At 65.5% G+C, this 21,846-nt stretch carries 20 protein-coding genes and 1 tRNA gene; 9 read left to right on the plus strand and 12 right to left on the minus strand.

The genetic code is table 11. The annotated features are described in order from the left end of the window. Positions 1–13: 13 nt before the first annotated feature. Positions 14–1,423, minus strand: a complete 1,410-nt coding sequence (gene glgC / locus KTR40_RS09135; protein WP_139029159.1) for a glucose-1-phosphate adenylyltransferase — start codon at positions 1,421–1,423, stop codon at positions 14–16. Positions 1,424–1,525: 102 nt separating this feature from the next. Between glgC and glgA the strand changes: the two genes are divergently transcribed. Then, the gene (gene glgA / locus KTR40_RS09140) at positions 1,526–2,731 is read left to right on the plus strand and encodes a glycogen synthase (RefSeq protein WP_139029160.1); all 1,206 of its coding nucleotides are present in this window, start codon (positions 1,526–1,528) and stop codon (positions 2,729–2,731) included. Between the two features lie 84 nt (positions 2,732–2,815). On the opposite strand, the gene KTR40_RS09145 is transcribed toward glgA, so the two are convergent. Both KTR40_RS09145 and KTR40_RS09150 read right to left on the minus strand, forming a co-directional pair. Further along, positions 2,816–4,930: an acyl-CoA dehydrogenase gene (locus KTR40_RS09145; RefSeq protein WP_228405951.1), complete on the minus strand. Its 2,115-nt coding sequence runs from the start codon at positions 4,928–4,930 to the stop codon at positions 2,816–2,818. Positions 4,931–5,025: 95 nt separating this feature from the next. Further along, positions 5,026–5,712: a TetR/AcrR family transcriptional regulator gene (locus tag KTR40_RS09150; RefSeq protein WP_370633184.1), complete on the minus strand. Its 687-nt coding sequence runs from the start codon at positions 5,710–5,712 to the stop codon at positions 5,026–5,028. A gap of 61 nt (positions 5,713–5,773) precedes the next feature. Between KTR40_RS09150 and KTR40_RS09155 the strand changes: the two genes are divergently transcribed. From KTR40_RS09155 to KTR40_RS09165, 3 genes are read left to right on the plus strand one after another with little or no spacing between them, the layout of a single operon-like run. Next, positions 5,774–7,135 carry an acetyl-CoA C-acetyltransferase gene (locus KTR40_RS09155; RefSeq protein ID WP_139029162.1) on the plus strand — a complete coding sequence of 454 codons (1,362 nt, stop codon included), beginning with the start codon at positions 5,774–5,776 and terminating at the stop codon, positions 7,133–7,135. Between the two features lie 9 nt (positions 7,136–7,144). After that, positions 7,145–8,485 (plus strand): 3-oxoacyl-ACP reductase, encoded by a 1,341-nt coding sequence (locus KTR40_RS09160; RefSeq protein ID WP_228405952.1) that lies wholly within the window; start codon positions 7,145–7,147, stop codon positions 8,483–8,485. Next, the gene (locus KTR40_RS09165) at positions 8,482–9,393 is read left to right on the plus strand and encodes a MaoC/PaaZ C-terminal domain-containing protein (RefSeq protein ID WP_228405953.1); all 912 of its coding nucleotides are present in this window, start codon (positions 8,482–8,484) and stop codon (positions 9,391–9,393) included. Before KTR40_RS09160 ends, KTR40_RS09165 begins: the two co-directional genes overlap by 4 nt. On the opposite strand, the gene KTR40_RS09170 is transcribed toward KTR40_RS09165, so the two are convergent. The 5 genes from KTR40_RS09170 to KTR40_RS09190 form a co-directional block, all read right to left on the minus strand. Beyond that, positions 9,390–10,442: an aromatic acid exporter family protein gene (locus KTR40_RS09170; RefSeq protein WP_228406089.1), complete on the minus strand. Its 1,053-nt coding sequence runs from the start codon at positions 10,440–10,442 to the stop codon at positions 9,390–9,392. The genes KTR40_RS09165 and KTR40_RS09170 overlap by 4 nt on opposite strands. A 147-nt stretch (positions 10,443–10,589) precedes the next feature. After that, complete coding sequence (locus KTR40_RS09175; protein ID WP_228405954.1) at positions 10,590–11,699, minus strand: serine hydrolase domain-containing protein; 1,110 nt, start codon at positions 11,697–11,699, stop codon at positions 10,590–10,592. A gap of 25 nt (positions 11,700–11,724) precedes the next feature. Continuing rightward, positions 11,725–12,837, minus strand: coding sequence for a glutathione S-transferase family protein (locus KTR40_RS09180; protein WP_139029166.1), 1,113 nt, complete (start codon positions 12,835–12,837; stop codon positions 11,725–11,727). A gap of 9 nt (positions 12,838–12,846) precedes the next feature. Next, positions 12,847–13,587 carry a M50 family metallopeptidase gene (locus tag KTR40_RS09185; protein WP_139029167.1) on the minus strand — a complete coding sequence of 247 codons (741 nt, stop codon included), beginning with the start codon at positions 13,585–13,587 and terminating at the stop codon, positions 12,847–12,849. Positions 13,588–13,745: 158 nt separating this feature from the next. After that, the gene (locus tag KTR40_RS09190; RefSeq protein WP_066275770.1) at positions 13,746–14,048 is read right to left on the minus strand and encodes a DUF4193 domain-containing protein; all 303 of its coding nucleotides are present in this window, start codon (positions 14,046–14,048) and stop codon (positions 13,746–13,748) included. Between the two features lie 208 nt (positions 14,049–14,256). Here KTR40_RS09190 and KTR40_RS09195 point away from each other — a divergent pair, with 208 nt between their 5' ends. Together KTR40_RS09195 and KTR40_RS09200 are read left to right on the plus strand one after the other, a co-directional pair. Further along, positions 14,257–15,402 (plus strand): glycosyltransferase family 9 protein, encoded by a 1,146-nt coding sequence (locus KTR40_RS09195; protein WP_228405956.1) that lies wholly within the window; start codon positions 14,257–14,259, stop codon positions 15,400–15,402. After that, a complete protein-coding gene (locus KTR40_RS09200; RefSeq protein WP_228405958.1) occupies positions 15,399–16,370 on the plus strand; it encodes a glycosyltransferase family 9 protein in 972 nt (323 codons plus the stop codon). The genes KTR40_RS09195 and KTR40_RS09200 overlap by 4 nt, the downstream gene beginning before the upstream one ends. 327 nt (positions 16,371–16,697) lie before the next feature. Here the strand turns inward: KTR40_RS09200 and KTR40_RS09205 are convergent, their stop codons facing one another. Further along, positions 16,698–17,360 (minus strand): GDSL-type esterase/lipase family protein, encoded by a 663-nt coding sequence (locus KTR40_RS09205; RefSeq protein ID WP_228405960.1) that lies wholly within the window; start codon positions 17,358–17,360, stop codon positions 16,698–16,700. Positions 17,361–17,524: 164 nt separating this feature from the next. On the opposite strand from KTR40_RS09205, the gene KTR40_RS09210 reads away from it, so the two are divergent. Further along, the gene (locus KTR40_RS09210; RefSeq protein ID WP_228405961.1) at positions 17,525–18,229 is read left to right on the plus strand and encodes an HNH endonuclease family protein; all 705 of its coding nucleotides are present in this window, start codon (positions 17,525–17,527) and stop codon (positions 18,227–18,229) included. Between the two features lie 53 nt (positions 18,230–18,282). Here the strand turns inward: KTR40_RS09210 and KTR40_RS09215 are convergent, their stop codons facing one another. Both KTR40_RS09215 and KTR40_RS09220 read right to left on the minus strand, forming a co-directional pair. Next, on the minus strand, positions 18,283–18,516 hold the full coding sequence (locus KTR40_RS09215) for a hypothetical protein (protein WP_228405963.1): 234 nt from the start codon (positions 18,514–18,516) through the stop codon (positions 18,283–18,285). A gap of 226 nt (positions 18,517–18,742) precedes the next feature. Beyond that, entirely contained in the window at positions 18,743–19,768 is a 1,026-nt protein-coding gene (locus KTR40_RS09220; RefSeq protein ID WP_228405965.1) for a DUF808 domain-containing protein, read from the minus strand. An 893-nt stretch (positions 19,769–20,661) separates the two neighbouring features. Between KTR40_RS09220 and KTR40_RS09225 the strand changes: the two genes are divergently transcribed. Beyond that, positions 20,662–20,835, plus strand: a complete 174-nt coding sequence (locus tag KTR40_RS09225; RefSeq protein ID WP_171058986.1) for a hypothetical protein — start codon at positions 20,662–20,664, stop codon at positions 20,833–20,835. 53 nt (positions 20,836–20,888) lie between these two features. Beyond that, positions 20,889–21,158 (plus strand): hypothetical protein, encoded by a 270-nt coding sequence (locus KTR40_RS09230; RefSeq protein WP_228405967.1) that lies wholly within the window; start codon positions 20,889–20,891, stop codon positions 21,156–21,158. 544 nt (positions 21,159–21,702) lie between these two features. Here the strand turns inward: KTR40_RS09230 and KTR40_RS09235 are convergent. After that, positions 21,703–21,785, minus strand: a tRNA-Leu gene (locus KTR40_RS09235). Positions 21,786–21,846 lie beyond the last annotated feature (61 nt).

Consider the following 21,846-nt stretch of genomic DNA (forward strand, 5'->3'; position numbering starts at 1 on the left):
TCCCGGGCAGTGGTCAGGAGAGGCGGACGCGCGGCGCGGCGTCCGCGGCCGCCGCAGCGTGCGTCGCAGCAACCTTGTCCACGGAATCGCGCACATCCGGGTACTGCGCAGCTGCTGCCTTGACGGCGTTGGGCACTAGGTGCAGGTTGGCGGCCGCGAGCTTGCGCTCATCCTCACCGGGTTCTGGAACTTCCTGGCCCTTGGACAGGACCGTGATTCCGGAGTCCGTGACCTTGAAACCACGGGCACGGTCCAGGTCCGCGTCAAGGCCGATCGCCGCCCCAGCCGGTACCTTGACGTTCTTGTCGATGATGGCGCGGTTGATCACGGCGCCCTCGCCGATCTGGACCTTGTCCATCAGGACCGAGTCGATCACCCGGCTGCTGGTGGCCACATAGACGTCGTTGGACAGGACGGAGCCCTCCACGACGCCGCCGGAGATTACCACCCCGCTGGAGACGATCGAGTCCAGGGCGGTGCCGACGGTGTTGTTCTGGCCGCGGACGAACTTGGCCGGGGGTGAGATGCTCTGCCGGGTGTAGATGGGCCACTCGGAGTTGTAGAGGTTGAAGACCGGCAGCGGGGAAATGAGGTCCATGTGGGCATCGTAGAAGGAGTCGATGGTGCCCACGTCGCGCCAATAGGTGCGGTCGCGTTCTGTGGAGCCGGGAATGTCATTGAGGGTGAAGTCGTAGACATCTGCTTCGCCCTGGTTCACGAAGTAGGGAATGATGTCCCCGCCCATGTCGTGCTTGGTGTCCAGCCGTTCTGCGTCGACATGGAGCGCCGCCACCAGCGCGTCGGCGTCAAAGACATAGTTGCCCATGGAAGCCAGGAACTGGGAGGGATCGGCTGCCAGGCCGGGAGTGCTGGCAGGCTTTTCCACAAATGCCGAAATCTTCTGGGGATCGTTCTGGTCCACCTCGATCACGCCGAACTGGTCGGCCATGTGAAGTGGCTGCCGGACGGCAGCGACCGTTGCTTTGGCACCGCTGTTCACGTGCTGCGCCACCATCTGGGCGAAGTCCATGCGGTAGACGTGGTCCGCGCCCACCACCACCACGATGTCGGGGTTGGCGTCATGGATGAGGTTCAGGGACTGGTAGATGGCGTTGGCGCTGCCCAGGAACCAGCTTTTGCCCACACGCTGCTGCGCCGGAACCGAGGCCACATAGTTGCCCAGCTGGGTGGACATTCGCCAGGTCTCCGAGATGTGGCGGTCCAGGCTGTGGGACTTGTACTGCGTGAGCACGACGATCTGCAGGTACCGCGAATTCACCAGGTTGGACAGCGCGAAGTCGATCAGGCGGTAGCTCCCTGCGAAGGGTACGGCAGGCTTGGCCCGGTCTGCCGTCAGTGGCATCAGCCTGTTCCCCTCGCCGCCTGCGAGGACAATGGCCAGGACTCTTTTGTTCAACGGCATAATGGTCGCTCCTGTACGCCTTCGTAACTCCCCAAGACAGTCCGGCATGCCCGGACTCCTTCACACTAGAACAGTTAAGCGTGAAGGACTACCTTGGGTCTTGTGCGAATAGACATTGTGACTAAAGAGTTCCCGCCGGAGATCTACGGTGGCGCCGGAGTCCACGTGGCCGAATTGAGCAGGGTGCTTAGTAAGCATGTTGACCTGCAGGTTCGTGCTTTTGGTGCTCCCCGCGACACCGACTATCATGGCGCCACCGTGACGTCCTACCAGGTACCGGAGGACCTCGGCGGGGCCAACGCCGCGGTGCAGACCCTCGGGGTGGACCTCCGGATCGTCCCGGACGTGGAAGGCGCGGATGTGGTCCATTCGCATACCTGGTACGCCAACATGGCAGGCCACCTCGCGTCCCTGCTGCACGGCATCCCGCATGTCCTCAGCGCCCACAGTCTGGAGCCCCTCCGCCCCTGGAAGGCCGAACAGCTCGGCGGCGGCTACGCGCTCTCGTCCTGGGTGGAGAAGACTGCCTACGAGGCGGCGGCAGCAATCATCGCAGTTTCCGAAGGCATGCGGCAGGACATCCTGCGCAGCTACCCGGACGTCGATCCCGCGAAGGTCAAGGTGGTCCACAACGGCATCGACGTCGAGCTGTGGCAGCGTGACGAAAATGACGACGCCGTCCGTGCCCTGGGCATCGATCCGGCCAAGCCCAGCGTGGTTTTTGTGGGCAGGAACACCCGCCAGAAAGGTGTTCCCTACCTGCTGCGGGCCGCAGCCAAGCTGCCCGCCGACGTCCAGCTGGTCCTGTGCCTGGGGGCGGCCGATACCCCGGAGCTCGCCGCCGAGACCGCCCGCCTGATCGAGGACCTGCAGAGCCAGCGGACAGGCGTGGTGCTCATTGAGCGCATGCTGCCACGGCACGAGCTCATCCAGGTCCTCAGCCACGCCACCGCGTTCGCCTGCCCGTCCATCTATGAGCCGCTCGGCATCGTGAACCTGGAAGCAATGGCGTGCGGGGCGGCAGTGGTTGCCAGCGCCACGGGCGGTATACCGGAGGTCGTGGAGCACGGCCAGACCGGACTCCTCGTTGACCTTGAGCAGGTCACCGACGGCACCGGGACGCCCCTCGATCCGGAAAAGTTCGTCACCGAGTTCGCGGCCGCCCTCACCGAGGTTGTCTCCGATCCGGAGCGGGCGCGCGCCATGGGCCAGGCCGGCCGGCTGCGCGCCGAGAAGCACTTCTCCTGGGAGTCCATCACCGAGACCACCCTTGAGGTGTACCGCTCGGTGCTGCCGTCCAAGGGCTAGCGACCCCTTCGTAATTAATCACGACGGCGCCGCTCCCCTCGCGGGGGGAGCGGCGCCGTCGGAATTCATGCCGTCAGCCGGAAATTAGTTCCGTTTCGCCGCAACGGTCCTGGCCAGCAGCACCTTCTCGTCCACCGGGGACTCGCCGCTGGCCCGCTGGCGTCGGAAGTAGGCCCTTGCCTCGTCCTGCCGTTCTTTCTCGGCGCCAGTGGCAATTGCCGCGCGCACGTGGTCGCCGTCGTAGCCAAAGGCATCCACGAGGTGCAGCGCGTGCGGGCGGATCTTCACAAGCAGCCTGTTGATGTATTCACCCACGGTCCGGGCCCGTTGCATGGAAAGGCGGCCGTTCATGAGGTACCAGGACAGGTTCTTTTCGATCAGCGACAAGCCAAAGAGGTCACGCAGCCATGTCAGCACCATCTTGGTGCCGGGATCCTCCACCTCGCGGAGGGCGTCGGTGAAGGCCTCCCATTGCAGCAGCTCGGCGTGCGCCTGCGCGGCATCGATCAGCTCGTTCTGGTGCCGGTTGAAGAGCGCGGCGCCCTTCTCCTGCGATAGCCGGCCTGTGCCCTTCAGCGCTGTTGCCGCTTCCGCCACCATGGTCTGCACCCGGTCGGTGAGGAGCTCGCGCTGGCCTTCCTCGTCGCGCAGGGCGATCGCCGCCTTCTGCACGGACCCGGTGTCAGCCATGAACTGGGCCACCTGGCGCAGCCCCGTCCGGTGGATGGCGGCGCCGGTTGCCTGTCCCACCACATAGCGGGCCAGCACGCCGAAGTCCACGTTGCGGAACTCCTTGGCGTAGTCGGCCAGCAGGCGTTTGGCCACCAGTTGCAGCAGCACGGTGTTGTCGCCCTCGAACGTGGCATAGACATCAAGGTCCGCCCGTAGTGACGCAAACCGGTTCTCGATCAGGAAGCCGGCACCGCCGCACGCTTCCCGGCATTCCTGCAGCGTGTCCAGCGCGTGCCAGGTGCTGAGGGCCTTCAATGCCGCGGCAAGGGTTTCCAGGTCCTGGCGGTCGGCGTCCGTGTCATGCGCGCCGGAAAAGACGTCGTCGAACTTCTGCAGCAGCTGCTCATGCGCGAACCCGGCGGCGTACGTGGTGGCCAACCGGGTGAAGAGGCGGCGCTGGTGCCGCTGGTAGTCGAGCAGGACTTCCTCGTCCGTATGTGAGGAGGCGTTGAATTGGCGCCGTTCGGAGGCGTAACGGATGGCTGCCTGCAGCGCCACCTTCGAGGCTGCCACCGCCGCACCATCCAGCGACACCCGGCCCTGCACCAGGGTGCCGAGCATGGTGAAGAACCGCCGGCCCGGGCTGGCGATGGGGGAGGTGTACGTTCCGTCCGGGGCGACGTCGCCGTAGCGGTTTAGGAGGTTCGTTCGGGGGATACGGACGTTGGTGAAGTGCAGCCGCCCGTTGTCGATGCCGTTGAGTCCGCCCTTGATGCCGTCGTCCTCGCCACCGATGCCCGGCAGGAACGCCCTGGTCTGCGGATCACGCAGGTCCACGTAGAAGGCGTGGACGCCGTGGTTGACGCCGCGGGTGACAAGCTGGGCGAACACCACGGCGCCCAGTCCGTCAATGGCGGCATTTCCGATATAGTCCTTCCACGCGGCGCGGAACGGCGTGTGCACCACGAATTCCTCCGCGGATGGATCGTAGGTGGCCGTGGTTGCGATGCTGGCCACGTCTGAGCCGTGTCCCGTTTCGGTCATGGCGAAGCAGCCCGGGATCTGCAGGTTCATGATGCCCGGAAGCCATTTCGCATGGTGATCGGCGGTGCCAAGGTGCATGACCGCCGAGCCGAACAGGCCCCACTGCACCCCTGCCTTGATCTGCAGCGAGGGATCCGCCACCACGAGTTCCTCGAAGCCGGCGATGTTGCCGCCGTGGTCGTCGGCGCCGCCCAGGGCTTTAGGAAAAGCGCGGTGCACGGCCTCATTTTCGACGAGGTACTTCAGCTGGCCGAACACCCGGGCGCGGTGCTCGTTATGGGTCAGCCCCTCGATTTTGTGAAGCTCTGGGCGGGCCGCAAGGTCCCGGGCCTGGAGCCGCACTGCGGCCCACTTGCCGAGCAGTTGCCTGCCCAGCGTTTCGACGTCGACGGCGGGCTGCGGCCTGGCGCTGCCCGGCACCGGTAGGTGCGGGGCTGCAGCGCGCTTCCCCTTGCCGGTGGGACGGTCCACTACTTCAGTCATGTCAATGTCCTTCGTTGGTGCTGACAGTGCTTGGTGGTTACGGGTGGTTGGTTACGTTGGCTGAGGGTCGTGTTTGCCTGGCGGGCAGTGTGGGGTCATCCGCGCGCCGAGGGTGAGAGTTCGGGGGCGATGCCTACGCACAGCCAGGCTGTGATCTGCCGTGCCATCGCCTCTTGGCCGGGTTTGGCAGGGGAGTCCGGAGTGCTGAGCCATTGTTCCCCGGCGTTGCGCACCAGTCCGATAGCCGCCTTGGGCCAGTAGCCGATCACTGCCTGCTTGCCGTCGCCCAGGTGCGATCTCATGGGGGTGGCAATCATGTCGGCCACGGCGTCAAAGAAATGTCCGAGCGCCCCGGACACTGCGCCCGAGGAACCCTCCGGGTCGCCGCTGCCGTACCGGGTGACGAACGTGTAGACGTTCGGGCTGGTGTCCGCCATCTGGAGGTAGGCGGAGACCATGGCCAAGAGGCCTTCGCGCGGAGTGTCCGCGTTCTGGGCGGCTTCCTGGATCCGGCGCTGCATCTGGCTCAGGACAACTTCGCCTACGGCCTGCTGAAGCCCGGCCTTGTCACCGAAATAGCGGTAGAAAACGGACTTCGAGGTGCCGGCTGCAGCAGCGATCTCTTCCATGGAGGCGTCGCTGCCCAGCACGTGTACTGCACGCCGTGCGGACTTGATCAGCTCCCTGCGGCGTTCCTCCCGGTGGCTCTGCCAGCGCGAAGAGCGCCCGTCAGGGCTGCCGGGTGCAGGCGGGGCGGCCGGGCCGTTGTCGTGGTTGTTCACGATACTCAGCGTATCAGGTACGCTGGGTATCGGTAACCGCACGTGACCCGAGGAGATACCCATGTCCATTGACGGACAGTCCACCGCTGGACCCGAAGAAGCAGGCAGCCTGGCTGCAGGAACCCCTGGCCTCCGCAAGGCAGTGATCGTCGGAGGAAACCGGATTCCGTTTGCCCGCGCCGGCAGCGCCTACGCAAAGTCCTCCAATCTGGACATGCTGACCGCGGCACTGGACGGGCTCATCGCCCGGTTCGGACTGCAGGATGAGCACATCGGGGAAGTGGCCGCCGGTGCGGTCCTCAAGCACTCCAGGGACTTCAACCTCACCCGCGAAGCGGTCCTGGGTTCCGCGCTCTCCGCCGAGACCCCTGCCTATGACCTGCAGCAGGCGTGCGCCACCGGCCTGGAGGCGGTGGTGGGATTGGCCAACAAGATCAAGCTGGGCCAGATCGATTCCGCCATTGCCGGTGGGGTGGATTCCGCCTCCGATGCTCCGATCGTGGTCAGCGAGGGCCTTCGCGAAGTGATCCTGGACCTCAGCCGGGCCAAGACGCTGCCGCAGCGGCTGCAGATCCTCGGCCGGCTGCGGCCCAAGGACCTGGCCCCGTTGGCTCCCGGCACCGCCGAGCCGCGGACCGGCCTTTCAATGGGCGAGCACCAGGCCCTGACCACGGCGCAGTGGAAGATCACCCGCGAGTCCCAGGATGAGCTGGCCTATAAGAGCCACCAGAACCTGGCTGCCGCCTACGAGTCCGGGTTCTTCGATGACCTTGTGACGCCCTACCGGGGCCTGGTGCGGGACGGCAACCTCCGCGCGGATACGTCGCTTGAGAAGCTCGCTACCCTGAAGCCGGTCTTCGGCAAGAACCTCGGTGCCGCGGCTACCATGACTGCAGGCAACTCCACTCCCCTGACGGACGGGGCCTCAACCGTCCTGCTGGCTTCGGAGGCCTGGGCGGACGCCCATGACTTGCCTAAGCTTGCTGCCGTGGTGGACGCAGAGGCCGCTGCAGTGGACTTTGTCCATGGCAAGGACGGCCTGCTGATGGCACCCGTATTCGCCGTGCCCCGGCTGCTGGCCCGCCAAGGCCTCACGCTGGCCGACATTGACTTCTTCGAGATCCATGAGGCTTTCGCAGCCACGGTCCTCAGTACCCTCGCGGCATGGGAGGACGAGGAGTTTGGCCGTACCCGCCTTGGGCTGCAGGGCGCCTTCGGCAGCATCGACCGGTCCCGGCTCAACGTGAACGGGTCTTCGTTGGCCGCCGGCCACCCTTTCGCCGCAACCGGCGGCCGGATCGTGGCTTCACTGGCCAAGCAGCTGCATGCCAAGGGCAGCGCTGATGGCCGGCCCGCGCGCGGCCTGGTCTCGGTCTGCGCGGCCGGCGGCATGGGCGTCGTGGCTGTTCTCGAATCGCTGTAGGGGGTCCAGGTGACAGACAAGTATGCACAACTGGTAAACCAGGGCCTGGGCAGGAATGTGGCCAGGAAGCTCGGACTGCCCCAGCCCACGCTCCTTCGGCGCTACGCGGCCGGACAGCCCCTGATCACCGGCCCCATCCTGGTCCAGGGAAGCACACAGGGGGCCGATGCCCTGTCCGCCGAACTCCTTTCCTGGGACCTTGATGTCCGGCGGCACGCAGTACCGCGCGAAAAACTGGGCGCCATCATCATGGTGCTGGATGAAGTGGCACACCCAAGGGACCTCGAAAAGCCCATTCTCTCGGCAGCTGCCTCACTGCGGGATCTTGCCCCCGGCGGTCGCGTGGTCACGGTGTCCAGGCCGGCGTCGGACGCTAATTCCCCTGCAGCTGCCGCTGCCCGGCAAGGGATCGACGGTTTCCTCCGCTCGCTGGCAAAGGAACTCCGCGCCGGCGCCACAGGCAACGGCATTGTCCTGAGGAGCGGGATCCAGGCCACCAGCCCCAGTGCCCTTGCAGCACTCCAGTTCTTCCTCTCCGGCCGTTCGGCCTTCGTGGACGGGCAGTTTGTGACGGTGTCCGGCACATCCGGACAACTTGCCAGTGACCCGGAAAAACCGCTGGCCGGCAAGATTGCGGTAGTCACCGGAGCAGCACGCGGCATTGGAGCGGCCATCGCCCGCACCCTGCAGCGCGATGGCGCCACGCTCATCCTCGTGGACGTCCCCGCGGCAGGCGACCAGCTGGCGGCGGTGGCGAACGAGGTACGGGGGACCGCGCTCCAGCTGGACATCAGCAGGGACGACGCAGGACAACGGATTGTTGAGCATGCCGCGCAGCGCCACGGCCGCCTGGACATCATGGTCCACAACGCCGGCATCACCCGCGACAAGCTGCTGGCCAACATGGACCAGCCCCGGTGGAACTCGGTGATCAACATCAACATCACCGCACAGCTCCGTATCAACGAAGCGCTGCTCTCCTCGGAGCACTTTCGGGAATCGCCGCGAATCGTGTCAATTGCTTCCACCAGCGGCATCGCCGGCAACCGGGGGCAGACCAACTATGCGGCATCCAAGGCCGGGGTCATGGGAATGGTCAGGTCCACTGCTCCGCACATGGCCGCGCTCGGCGGCAGCATCAACGCAGTGGCCCCGGGGTTCATCGAAACCGAGATGACCGCCCGGATCCCCTTTGCCATCCGCGAGATCGGCCGGCGGCTGAACTCGCTGCAGCAGGGTGGACTGCCGGTGGATGTTGCGGAGGCCGTGTCCTTCCTTGCCAGTGATGCAGCGGCCAGCATCAACGGTGAGGTGCTGCGGGTCTGCGGGCAGAACATGGTGGGGGCATGACGGCCGCCCAGCCGGTCATCCTTGGGGAGATGCCCTCGCTGTCCAAGCTCTACGTCAACGCCGCGGCCCAGGCCGCACGCCGGCGGTTGCTGGGCGCCCAGGATGGATCCGTCCTGCCAGCCGCAAGCCATGAAGTGCGGGGGGCCGGCGTGGACGTTGCCACGCTGACCGCCTACCAGCACCTGATTGGGGAGACGGCCAGCGACGTCCTGCCTGCCGGATTCATCCACGCCCTCGCCTTCCCCCTGGCCATGAGCGTGCTGAACAGGGACGACTTCCCTCTGCCGTTGCTCGGTATGATCCACCTCCGTAACAGCGTTCAGCAGCGTTCCCCGCTGCTCTTCTCGGACACCATGGATATCTCTGCGAGGGTTGAGAACCTCCGCGGACACCGTGCAGGGACACAGGTGGACGTCGTGGCGGAAGTGCGGTTGTCAGGTGCAGCGGAGGCGTCCTGGCTGGGGGTGTCCACCTACCTGGCCAAGGGAGTCTTTCTCCCTGGAATCGATAAGCCGTCCCCGGCCCCCGCGCGGGCGGAATTCAAGGCACCGGATCCCACGGCACTCTGGCAGCTTGGCGTGGATACCGGCCGCGCCTACGCAGCGGTATCCGGCGACTTCAACCCCATTCACCTGAGCGTGCTGTCCGCCAAGGCATTGGGGATGCGGCGGTCCATAGCCCACGGCATGTACCTGGCGGCCAGGGCGCTCGCCGACGTAGGTCCGTCCCGTGGAGATTCCTTCACCTGGGACGTCGATTTCGACTCCCCGGTGTTCCTTCCCGGGGTGGTTGCCTTGGAGATCAGCACGGAAGAAGGCGATGCCGGTACGCGGACACGCTCCGACTTCGTGGCATGGAATCCCAGGTCGGGCCGCCGCCACTTCAGCGGCTCGGTCAGCGCCCTCTAGCCGGGCATCCGCACAGCCCGCAGGATGCGGTGCAGGCTCAGCAGGACCGATTCGGACGCGGGAACTATTCCCTGCTCCGCCGGCCTTCCGGCGGTGGCAGCCATGCAGGCTTCCACCGCCGCCCTTGCCGCCTCGAAGTGCCCATCCTGTGCCGAGGCATCGTCCTCGCTGAACGAGCGCAGGAGGTCGCCTGTTGCTGACAAAGCGTCTGCCAGGGGACCGTTGTCCTGCAGGGGAACGCTGTACGGTGCCTCGCTGTCCCAGATGACGTCGGACAGCACGTCCGTGATGTCCTGGATGTGGAAGGTCACCCTCTCCAGTTCGCGCAGGTTGCGGTAATCAAGGTCCACGTCGCGGGGATGCAGTTTGCGCCTGGGATTCGCCCGCCGGCTCGCATCGGCTTCCTTGACCAGGTGCCGGACCGAGCGCGCCGCAGCGGCAAGTTCGTCTGAACGGCTGGACCAGTCCTCATGTTTGGGTGGCCACTCTTCCTTAAGGGCCGCTCCCATGTCGCTGAGTTGCCGGCCGAGGGCCAGGCGGAGCTCATCCAGGCTGGCAGCCGCGGCGTTCAGGTGCAGCGGCGGAAAGACCAGGAAGTTGATGCCGATTCCAACGGCAACTCCGAAACCCATCTGCAGGAGGTAGCCGAACGAAAAGTCGTCCGGATTGCTGCCGCCGACAAGCAAAACCAGCAGCGCCGCCGTCGGAATCCAGTCACTGCCCGAGCCGATCCCCGGCAGGCCGCCGAGCAACACTCCTATGCCCATGATGAGTGCGACGGCGAACGGTGACGGGTCCGTGACGGTAACCAACACGTACGCCAAGCCGATGCCGACCGCGAGCCCGGCAAGGGCCTGGAGTCCCTGCCGCACCGAACCGGCAACATTGTGGTACATCGCCACCAGCGCACCCAGGGGGGCGTAGTACGGATAGTTCGCGGCGGCCCCGGGCATGTGCGGCGCAAGGGCGAAGGCGAGGCCGGCCGCAAGAGCCGCCTTGGCCGCCAGCTGCAGCCGCTGCGCCGCAAAGGCCGACGACAGGCCGGACACCGCCTGTTTGAGAAAAAGGGTTCCCCTGGCCCACCTGGCATCCGGGCGTGCTTCAGACTGGCGCATTTGTACCACCCTACGGCGCCCTTGCAGCTGCCCCCAAAGGCGCAGGTCAGGCGGCCGGGCATCGGGGCCAGGCGGCGTGATTCAGGACAGTCCTGCCGCTGAGCGGCGCACCTCCGCCGCCAGGCGGTGGGCACGTCCCGGCGTTCTTCCCTCCTCCTGCCGCCGTGGAATGTACCCGAAGCCCAGGCCGTAGGCAGGATCCGCGAACCCGAGCGCTGCGTTGGCGCCCTCATGCCCGAACGCGCGGTGGCTGCCGAAGTTCCGCGACGGGTGCGGCTTCATGAACACGACGGCGAACGCGTTGTCCAGCCCGGAGGACCGGTCAAGTCCCCATACCTGTTCCTGCGACATCTGCTCGAGGGTGGTGGTTGTCAGGAACGGTTTGCCGCCCTGGAGTCCGGTGGTGGCCGCCGCATAAAGCCTTGCCAGGCCCCGTGCCGCTCCTACGCCGCCCGCCGCAGACATTCCTGCCGCCCGGACCGGGCGGATGTTGGGAAGCTCCATGATGGTGCTGACCGGGGCGTTGCTGTTCAGGCCCTCGAGGCTGAGCGGATCGAGCCAGGGCAGCTCCGGGCCGGCCGCGTAGAGGACGTCGCGGTAGCGGAACTCCTGGTCTTCCGGCAAGCCAAGGAAGAAATCGATATTGAAGGGGCTCCTGATCCGCCCTTCGTAGAGCTCCTGCAGGCTTTCCCCTGCTGTCCGCCGGCACAGCTCTTCCATGATGATCCCGATGGTGAGCGCGTGGTAGCCAAACTGCCGGCCGGGCTGCCAGGTGGGTACAGCCAGGGCTAGCCGGGCCGCGGCGGCAGGGGTGGTGAATTCGTCCAGCCCGAAGCCGCCTTCAATGCCCATGAGCCCTGCCTGGTGCGACAGAGCCTGCCGGACCAGGAGTCGGTCCTTGCCGTGCGCGCCGAATTCCGGCCAGTAGTGCGCTACGGTGCGGTCGAGGTCGAGCACACCGTCCTGCACCAGCAGCGCTATGACCATGGCAGCCACCCCCTTCGAACAGGAGTAGGCTCCCGTCAAAGTGTCCGGCGCCATGTCCGGCCCGCCCGTCAGTTCCACCACCGGGACCCCGTCCTTGTAGGCGGCCAGCTGTGCGCTGTAGTGCGGATCCTCGCGCAGGAGCGACTCGAACAGGTCCAGGACGTTGTTGTATCCGGGCGCTACGTAGCCTTGAGCTCTATCCATGGCGCCCAGCTTATCCGGAAAACGCTTACTGCCCCTCGGCTGGCGCCCCGTGCCCAGGCATGACTTCCTCCCCTTCCCGGACGGGCCCGGGCGGTGTCCCGTCCCCGAAGGGGCGGCCTCCAAGCGATTCCCGGCCATGGGGTTCCAGCCAGCCCTTGAGGTCCGGTCCTGCAGGGACAATGCCGGTGGGGTTGATGTCCTCATGGACGATGTAATAGTGCTGCTTGATCTGGACGAAATCGATGGTGTCGCCGAAGCCGGGAGTTTGGAACAGGTCCCGCGCGTAGCCCCACAGGGCGGGCAATTCGCTGAGTTTTTGCCGGTTGCACTTGAAGTGGCCGTGGTAGACGGGATCGAACCGGGCAAGTGTGGTGAAGAGCCTTACGTCGGCCTCGGTGATTGTGTCACCCACCAGATAGCGCTGTCCCGAGAGGCGCTCCTCCAGCCAATCAAGGGCTGCCCATAACCGGGCGTAGGCGGAGTCGTAGGCTTCCTGGGACCCGGCAAAACCGCAGCGGTAGACGCCGTTGTTGACCTCGGTGAACACGCGTTTGTTGACCTGGTCGATTTCCTGGCGCAGATGCTCCGGGTACAGGTCCGGCGCTCCGGCACGGTGAAATTCGGTCCACTCGGTGGAAAAGTCCAAGGTTATCTGCGGAAAGTTGTTGGTCACCACTGCGCCGCTGGCGACATCCACGATCGCGGGGACGGTGATGCCGCGGGGATAGTCCGGGAACCGCCTGAAGTAGGCGTCCTGGATGCGCTCGATGCCCAGGACCGGGTCCACCCCGCCAGGATCGAGGTCAAACGTCCATGAACGGGCATCGTGGGTGGGACCGGGTTGTCCCAGTGAGATGGCGTCTTCAAGGCCAAGCAGGCGCCTGACGATCACGGTCCTGTTGGCCCAGGGGCAGGCACGCGCCGCGATCAGCCGGTAGCGTCCGGCCTCCACCGGCCAGCCCGGCTCCCCGTTCGGGCCGGGGGCTGCGTCCCTCGTGATGCGGTCTTCGATGTAGTTGGTGTCGCGGTTGAATTCCGCTCCACCAGTGACGTACGCGCCGCGGGTGCTGTGTTCGGCCTTGTTCTCCGAGGCCTGTGCCCTTGCCGCCTGCTGTGTGCTGTCCGTTTCCTGGCTCATGGGACCACCCTATGCTCCCGTGGGCAGGACAGTGGAGATGGGCTGCCAGGCCCAGAGCCACGAGCCAGCCACAAGGGCCGCGAACAGAAGGATCCAGACGGCGGAGGGCACCGAAGTGGCACGCCAGAGGAGGTACGCGTCGGAACTGGCCAGCCGGTCCCTGCGGCGCAGGTGCACGTGGGTGAGCTTGATGAGGTCGCGTACGGCGGCCACGAGCAGGGCCAGGCCCAGGATGACGGCCAGATGTCCGACGAAGGCGGCCGGCACAAAGAGGATCAGGAGCAGGGTGACGGCAATTGCCGCGGACGTGATCAGCACGCCTGTCAGGTTCCGGAGGAAGAGCAACGAGGCAGCCAGGGCCACGGCCCCGCCTGCAACGGCCGCCGGTCCCCATCCGCTGAAGCCGCACCACACAAACGTCGCGCCGACAATGGCGGGTACCGGATAGCCCCAAAAGCAGGACCAGGCGGTGGCGAGCCTGCTGCGGCTGTACGTGGTGGTGGTGCCGGAGTGGTCCAGGCCGAGCCGGATCCCGGATAACCGCTGGCCGCTGAGCACCGCAGCAACAGCGTGCCCCATCTCGTGTGTGGCCGTGGCCAGCAGGCCGAAGTACCGCCAGGAGCGGCGGGGCACTGACAGGGCGGCAGCTGCCATCACCGCCAGTGCCAGTTCGGTCAGTGTCACGCTGGGAGCATCTGCCCGGCTGAACGCTCCCAGCAGTTTGTCCCAAAGGTCCCCAGGTATAGTCATCAGGGCCGCTCGCTGACGGGGTCATCGTAAGCCATGGGCGCAACGGTACAGGGGCCGGCTGGGTGCGGGCTTAAAACCGGAAGGCACGCCAACAGCCGGGCGTGCCTCAGGATCGGTGGGACTGCGGACGTGCCGCAGCCCCACGTCGGCTGAATTATTTAGCCTTCGCACTCGGTGCAGTAGCTGTGGCCATCCTTCTGGCGCGCAATCTGGGACCGGTGACGGACCAGGAAGCAGGAGTAGCAGGTGAATTCGTCTTCAGCCTGCGGGATGACCTGTACCACGAGCTCTTCGGCCACGAACTCGCCTCCGGGCACGCCGGCTCCGTCGAGCCCGTCAGCCTCGTCCAGCTCCAGCACAACGCTGCGTGCGTCGGGAGCATTTGCTGACTGGAGCTGCTCGAGTGAGTTGTCCTGCGATTCCTTGACGTCGGAGCGCAGTTCGTCGTAATCGGTTGCCACTTTAGGTGCTTCTCTTTTCTTTGGTTCGCCTGTCGCGTATGAAACGTACAGCATCATGCGGCTATTCCCCAATACCCGGAGTATATTGACCGTCCCCTGGGTAATGGTTCAAGGAAGGCAGCCTTGCGGTTTACCGCCGCGTTGGGGCTGCATGGGCAGCGGATGGCGCGGCAATCAGCGCGGTCCGCACTACTGGTAAGGGGAGCATGTGGAGCAGCTCACTGCCGAATTCGGTGGTTCAGTGCAGGTAGGTACGGGTGTTGGTCCGGTCCTGGAAAAATTCGAGTCCGTTTCAAGGATCGCCGTGTTGCGGGGCGGAGGCCTTGGAGACCTGATCTTCGCCATCCCTGCCATGGCAGCGCTCAAGGCAGCCTACCCCGGAGCAACCCTGACCTTGCTGGGCACTCCCGTCCACAGGGCGCTGCTTGCGGCAACCAAGAGCCCGGTGGATGAAGTGTGCGTGTTGCCATTCGCTGAAGGCGTGCGCCCGGGGGAGGAGGACCCGGCGGAGCTGGACGCGTTCTTTGATGACATGCGCGGACGCCGGTTCGACCTGGCCGTCCAGCTACATGGCGGCGGCAGGTACTCCAATCCCTTCCTGCTTCGCCTTGGGGCGCGGCACACGGCAGGCACCCGGACGGCGGACGCCGCCAGCCTCGAGCGCACGGTTCCCTATATCTACTACCAGCATGAGCCCCTAAGGGCGCTGGAGGTCGCCGGCATGGCCGGCGCTTTCCCCCTCGACCTGGAGGCCCGCCTGGCGCCGGCTGAAGGCGGCGCCCCGCCCGCCGTCGTAACGCGCGACGACGGTGCCGGGCCTTGGGTAGTGGTGCATCCGGGCGCCACGGATCCCCGCCGCCGCTGGCCCGTCAGCCGGTTCGCTGAACTTGCGGCGGCATGCGCCGCGGACGGCTTCCGCGTTGCGGTCATCGGGGATGAGAATGAACGCGCCCTTGCCGGGCAGGTGGTGGAACAGGCAGCTTCCGCCAATGTCCATTCATTCGCCGGGGACCTGGACATGGGCGGACTTGTGGCACTGCTGGTCCGGGCGGCCGTAGTTGTGGGTAATGACAGCGGGCCCCGGCACCTTGCCCAGGCGCTGGGAGTTCCAACAGTGGGTATTTTCTGGGTGGGCAATGTCATAAATGCCGGTGCGCTGGGCAGGAGCCTCCACCGCATCCACGCCTCCTGGGTGACCGCCTGCCCTACCTGCGGCATAGACGTGACCCAGGTTGGGTGGACGGCGCCGCGCTGCCCGCATGATGACTCAGTAGTGGCCGGTATCCCGGTACGGGATGTACATGAGGACGTACGCAGCCTGGCAGCTTCCGAACTGGCCAAAGCGGACGCATGAGCGGCGCGGACATTTCCATGGCTACCGGTCCGGACAACCGCATTGATGGTAAGCCGGAGCTTCTTGTCCTGCGGGCCCTGAAGCTGGGCGACCTGCTGGTTGCGGTGCCTGCCCTCAAGGCCCTTCGGCGCACGTTCCCCGGACACCGGCTGCGGTATGCGGCCCAGGGGTGGCTCTCGGAAGCCCTGGGACTTGTGGGTGGCTACGAGCTCCTGCCCACGCATGGCCTGGACGAGCCGCTGGCCCTGGAAGCGGGCATGGTAGACGTGGCAGTGAACCTGCACGGCAGCGGCCCTGAAAGCCAGGGGCGCATCGATGCCCTTAAGGCGCGGCAGACGATCGGCCACCGCAGCGAGCACCGGGACGGGCCGCCCTGGCGGGCAGAACTGCATGAGCGGGAACGCTGGGTACGCCTCCTGGAATGGCACGGGATCGACGCCGACCCGCTGGACGTTGGTTTGAACACGCCGCACGTGCGCAGCCCGGTTCCCCATGCCACGGTCCTGCATGTTGGCGCTGCCTACGGCAGCCGGCTCTGGCCCGCTGATCGTTTCGCTGCTGTTGCCACGGCCCTGGATAAGGCAGGGCACAACGTTGTCTTCACTGGGGGAAGCGGGGAACGGGACAGGGCGGTTGACGTCTGCCGGCGTGCGGGGCTCCCGGACGGTGCGGTGCTGGCGGGGCGGCTTGGCCTGGGCGAGTTTGCTGCAGCCATCGCTGCCGCGCGCCTTGTCATCTCGGCTGATACCGGTGCTGCCCATCTCGCGTCGGCTTACGGAACGCCGTCAGTGGTGCTTTTTGGACCCGCCCCACCCGAGATCTGGGGGCCTCCGCCCGGACCGCATGTTGTCCTGACGCGTGCCGAGCTGCGGCGGGGGGACACCTTCGCTGACCAGCCGGACCCGGCGCTGCTGGCAGTCACGGTTGCGGATGTCCTGGCCGCGGTCCGCGAGTTGGGGTTGTTGTAGCGCTTCCAAGGCTGGAAAGCGCTAGGTTTGGGGGCTCCTTCAGGGGCTTGGAGCCCTAAAATAGGGCTATGGGCGCTGACATAGAGATTGCGTTGGTGTTTACGGTGGCGTTCCTCTGGATGGGCGGAACGTTCGCGATCCTGTCCGGGATAGACCGCCCGGAACGGAAAGCCCGGCGTCAGGAGCGGAGAGCCAGCCGGTCAGGGAAGCGGCGGGTCAGGTACCGCCCGGTTGTGCAGGACTCCCGGATGGAGGAACAGGCCAGGCGCCATAGGCCGCCACGCAGACTGCGTCCGCACTGACGCGACTCAATGCCGTCGCCTTCCCTTACCGGGTGATGACGATCGATTGGCCCATGTCCGGCAGCGGTTTCCTCTGCGTAAAGGAGGAGATGGCGCGGGCGATTTTCTGCCCGCCCTGCGATGACGGTTCAATGGGGTTGGCGTAGTCGGTGTCGACGCTGCAGATGAGCCGAAGGTCGATAAGTGCAGCGCCACGGGAAAACGCGGCCCTGGTAATGGCATCGTTGAACAGGCACAGTGCCGCCTTGATGATTCTCTGCCCCGGCTCCGAAGGCGGAGTGTCATAGATGGTGCACACTGCGAAAGGCAGCCCTGCTGACCCCACCCTGTCCAGCATCGCCCCGTAATCGGCGGCAAACGTATCCTGCGCGCTCGCGAGCATGGCGAGAGCTTCCCCCACGGAAGAGGAACGCTCCTGCAGGAGCGGTGCATAAGCCAGGGCGTCGTTGCCGCCCGCGCTGACCACCAGATGCGTGGCATCGGACGGCAGGAAAACAAGCTGGCGGGAAACGCCTCCCACAACGTCCCCGTCCACGGCCAGAAGCGTGCACTTCCACCCGGGCACGGCGTGCCGCAACTGGGCGATGACGGCGGGACCGCCGCCGACATAGGCGGCGTTATCAAAGATGGAATCGCCCAGCAGGACGATATGCCCGGTGCCAGCCTCCGCCGTCGGAAAGTCTTCCATGGGCACATACTGCCTTGCCGGGCGAACCTCCGCCAGAGTTCCGACTGTGACCGGCACAACGGACCGCCTCCGCCGGGGCTGCTGTTACGCCCGGTAGCGTGGACGGAACCGCTGCCCCGAAGGAGGATCCAATCAGACGGCCCCACGCCACTTGTTCCGCGCTCATGGCCGGCATCATCCTTGCGGGAGCGCTCGCAGGTTGTGGCGGCGCAGCGCAGTCTGTGACGGAGATTCTGGACGGCGGCCAGGGAATCGCCCTTGGGCGACCTGCCAGCGAGCCCGCAGGGCATGGCTTCGAGCTGCAAGGGGCTGCCGAAGCGCTGGCGGCACTGGAAAGAATCCCCATCAAAGGCCGCGCCCCCAAAACCGGTTATTCCCGGGAGGAGTTCGGCCCTGCCTGGGCTGATGTGGACCGCAACGGCTGCGACACCCGAAACGACATCCTTGCCCGCGACCTTGAGGATGAGACCTTTAAGCCCGGTACACGCGACTGCGTCGTCAGCACAGGAACACTGGCTGACAGATACACCGGGACCACGATCAGTTTTGTCCGGGGCGACAAGACTAGTGCCGCAGTCCAGATTGACCATCTCGTTCCGCTCAGCGACGCGTGGCAGAAAGGCGCTCGGCAGCTGAGTGGGGAGCAGCGGCAGCAGTTCGCCAATGATCCGCTGAACCTGATGGCGGCGGACGGTTCCACCAACGGCGCCAAGGGAGACAAGGACGCGGCCACCTGGCTGCCCCCAAACAAAGCTTTTCGCTGCGAATATGTTGCCCGCCAGACAGCCGTGAAGGCCAAATACCAGCTGTGGGTCACCCCTGCCGAGCATGATGCAATCGCCACTGTCCTGGCTGCCTGCCTGAAATGACGGGATGTGGCCCACCCCCGAAATGGTGCGTCACTGGGCCACATCCCGCCGGCTTATTCCGGCCCTGTGGGACGGGAATCTTGCGGACAGTTCGGCTCGCGCGTGCGGTGGTGCAGTTCCTGCTCCGTCGGCCGCAGCAGCTTTCCGGCCTCATCCGAATCGACGAAGTCCCGCGGCCGCTGAAGGGTGCGGCGCAGCTTTACCAGGTCCGGGGTGGAAACCCATGGCCATCGCCTGGACGTTTGGAAGACGTAGTTGCCCTGCCCACGGAGGCCGCCCGCACTCATGATGGACGCCCCCGGCGGGGCTGTCGAGCGGGCGTGACCCTTGGCTGGATGTGCACGCCGACGGCGACGGAAACCTGGGTGGCCATGGACGGGCTCCTCTTCGAAACAAGTGAGCGGCCGTCTGCCTGACCAAATTCCAGCCTAGCAAGGCCTTCCTGTAAACGAGAAGTGTTGAGTGTTCCCTTGCACAGGGCCAACTGCCGGGCGCTGCAGTCAGACTTTAGGACTACGAGGACGAATCAGCCTCGCCTCGAGCCGGTTTGGAACCGGCGGCCGCAGCCCGGACGTCGTCCACTTCGTGCGCGCTCTTCTTCTTGCCGAACGGCAGGACCTTCAGGAGCGGCCCTACTACAGCCACGACGATGAGGCCCCAAGCGAGTCCGAAGACGGCCGAACACAGGGTGTTCACGAGCCAGGCCAGGGCGCCGCCCACTACAGCGATACCGGCGAAGGGGGCCTCCAGGGCATGGACCACGTCATACGGGCCGTGCCAGCCGAGGTCGTACGCTCCCTGCAGCATGATGTGGCCGCCGACCCACAGCATTGCGACCGTCCCCACCAGGGTTATCGCGGCCAGCACGGAGGGCATCCCCTTGACGAGCAGTTCGCCGACGCGCTGGGAGCCGGCGGAGTCCTTGGCTGCCAGGTGCAGGCCGACGTCGTCCATCTTGACGATGAGCGCGACGGCCCCATAGACGAGCACCGTAATTACAAGAGCCACAAGCACCAGGATGAACGCCCGGACCCACAGGGACTCGGCTGCAACCTCGTTCATGGAGATGACCATGATTTCGCAGGACAGGATGAAGTCCGTGGTGATGGCGCCCTTGACCACTTTGGCTTCTGCCTCGGGCCCCCGTTCCACTGCGGGCTTATCCTCGTCCGCAGTGTGGTGGCCGCGGAGCTTGTGCCAGACCTTTTCGGCGCCCTCGTAGCAGAGGTAGGTCCCGCCCAGCATGAGGATGAATGGGATGGCCCCCGGAACGAAAGTGCTGATGAGCAGCAGGGCCGGCAGGATGATCAGCAGCTTGTTCCGGAGTGAGCCCCAGAAAATCCGCTTGATCATCGGCAGTTCGCGGGAGGGGTCCGTGCCGGACACGTACTGGGGAGTCACGGCAGCGTCATCAATGACCACGCCGGCAGCCTTAGCCCCCGCCTTGGCCGCCCCGGCAGCGACGTCGTCCACGGACGCGGCTGCTATTCGGGCCAAAGCTGCGACGTCGTCCAGCAGGGCAACGAGACCGCCGCTCACAGACCGCTCCCGCACCGGTTGATGATGGACTGCTGGACGTGGAGGCCTCGCTTGAGGCGCATGATCGGCATTCTTCAGATTATAACGAGTCTGCTCCGGGCAGGACCCGGTCATGGCCGAGAACCCCCAGCCAATGGCTGCCCGCCGCGGACCTTTGCCAGTTCCCTCTTGGAGGCGGTGAAGTCCATTATGGGGAAGTACAGGGCGCTGCGATCTGAATCGGCGGCTGCCATGACCAGGCCCCTGCTGTGCAAGTTCAACCTGCGGCACGAATGGCATCTCGAACATCCTGATGACGGGACCGTGTAAGGCCCGTCATCAGGATGAGCGTTGGTAGCGACACAAGAAAGCCCCGGTTTCGGGGCTTTCTTTGTGCGTGGAGAGGGATTTGAACCCCCATCTCGGCGTGGCGTGTCCAAGGAGAACCGCTGGATTACGGGGTTTTTGGCACTCCTTGTCCCTTCTGATGCATCCAAATTCCAGCCAGAAGAACCCGCCGAGCGTCTGGGCATCCCCCTGCGGATGGTGCGGGAAATGTACTACACAAACGCCTGGCCTCACTTGCGGCTCAATGAACGCACCGTCCGCTTCACTGAAAGTCACTACGAACAGATCATCGCCATGGGCGAACGGCGGCCAACTACGGAGATTCGCAACACTTCATCGGCTCAGAAGGCGGCCGAGTTGGCCGGGCTGCTGGGAAGAAAAAGCCAGCGTAAGGGACACCTGCCGCAAGGAGGGTTACCGGCGGCCATCTTGTGCGGTCCGAGGCGCCGCGGTTCATCCTCGACGTCAGAATGCTCTTTAACGTTTCAAACACGGGTTGTTGCGGCTAGTGTGTGGGCCATCGGCTCGTGCAGCAGGGCCGCAACCTACCTCTCGGAAGGACAGCCGTGTCTGAACGGGCATTCAAGAAGCGGCCCCGGAGCGACAAGCTCGAGAAGGACAAGGACAGCCTGCACACAAACCCAAGGGACTACGCCGCCCCCGAACCGGACACGGGCGTCCGTGAACGCCGCCGCTCCGGGCAGTTCGGCTACCGGCCGGAGGACTGGCCCAGCCGATGACGACCGAAGCTTCCCGCACAGGACGAGCGCGCGCGCCACGTCGCTGGCTAAGCATGGGGGCGATCTCCCTCATGCTGCTGGCGCTCAACACTGCCGGGGTCTTCTGGGCCGCATGGATTATTGGCGGTGGCGTGGACTCCGGCATCCCATTCTTCTACTTTCTGTCGGGCGTGACCTTTCCCCTCTTCATCACAACCCTGGTCCTGGCCGTGATCGCTGTGGTCCGACGTCGGGGGCGCATTCCGGGAGCCATCACATCCGTCATCTCCGTCGGGGTGCTTGCCTGGGCCGTTTACAGCTTCCTGGAGAGCCAGGTCTTCTAACCCAGCAATGGACCCGTGGTCTCCGCACACATGATGGCCATGCCCGACACACTCGCGTTCCAGCGCCCTGCCGATCGTCTCCACAACAGCCGCACTGGCGACCGCGAAGTTCAACCGCCTCCGCCCCGAGGTCGACGAGCTCGCCGGCTTCGACGGCCGCACCCAACACCTGGACGGCCGGGAAGGCGACCTCGAAAACCTGAGGTGGCCGCAGGCAGACGCGGTGCGGAACAGCGTCGGGATGCTCCCGTATCACCACTTCGGCCATAAGGAACGGACCGGAGTGCCGGTGCCGCGGCGGAATGCAATGCTCGCTGAATGCGGGGTCCATTAGGAGGAGCTCTCCACGGAGGTGCGTCAGGGCAGCTTCGTCAGCCGGGACCACGCACACGGCCTCTCCCGTTCTTACACAGCGGCGAAGGAGTGCAGAAGACTATGCAACGAACCCCCTGAAGGGCGTCGCACATTCACTCAGACGTGGTTGAAAATGCATCTCGCGTGGGTGGAGACACAAAAAAGCCCCGGTTTCCCGGGGCTTTCTCTGTGCGCGGAGGGGGACTTGAACCCCCACCCCCTTTCGAGGACTAGCACCTCAAGCTAGCGCGTCTGCCATTCCGCCACCCGCGCAGGTGGTATTTCGGGGAAGCATTTGCGCCTTTCAGCGTTTCGCGCCTCTCCGAAGCAGCGA

Source organism: Pseudarthrobacter sp. L1SW (assembly GCF_020809045.1).
GTDB lineage: Bacteria > Actinomycetota > Actinomycetes > Actinomycetales > Micrococcaceae > Arthrobacter.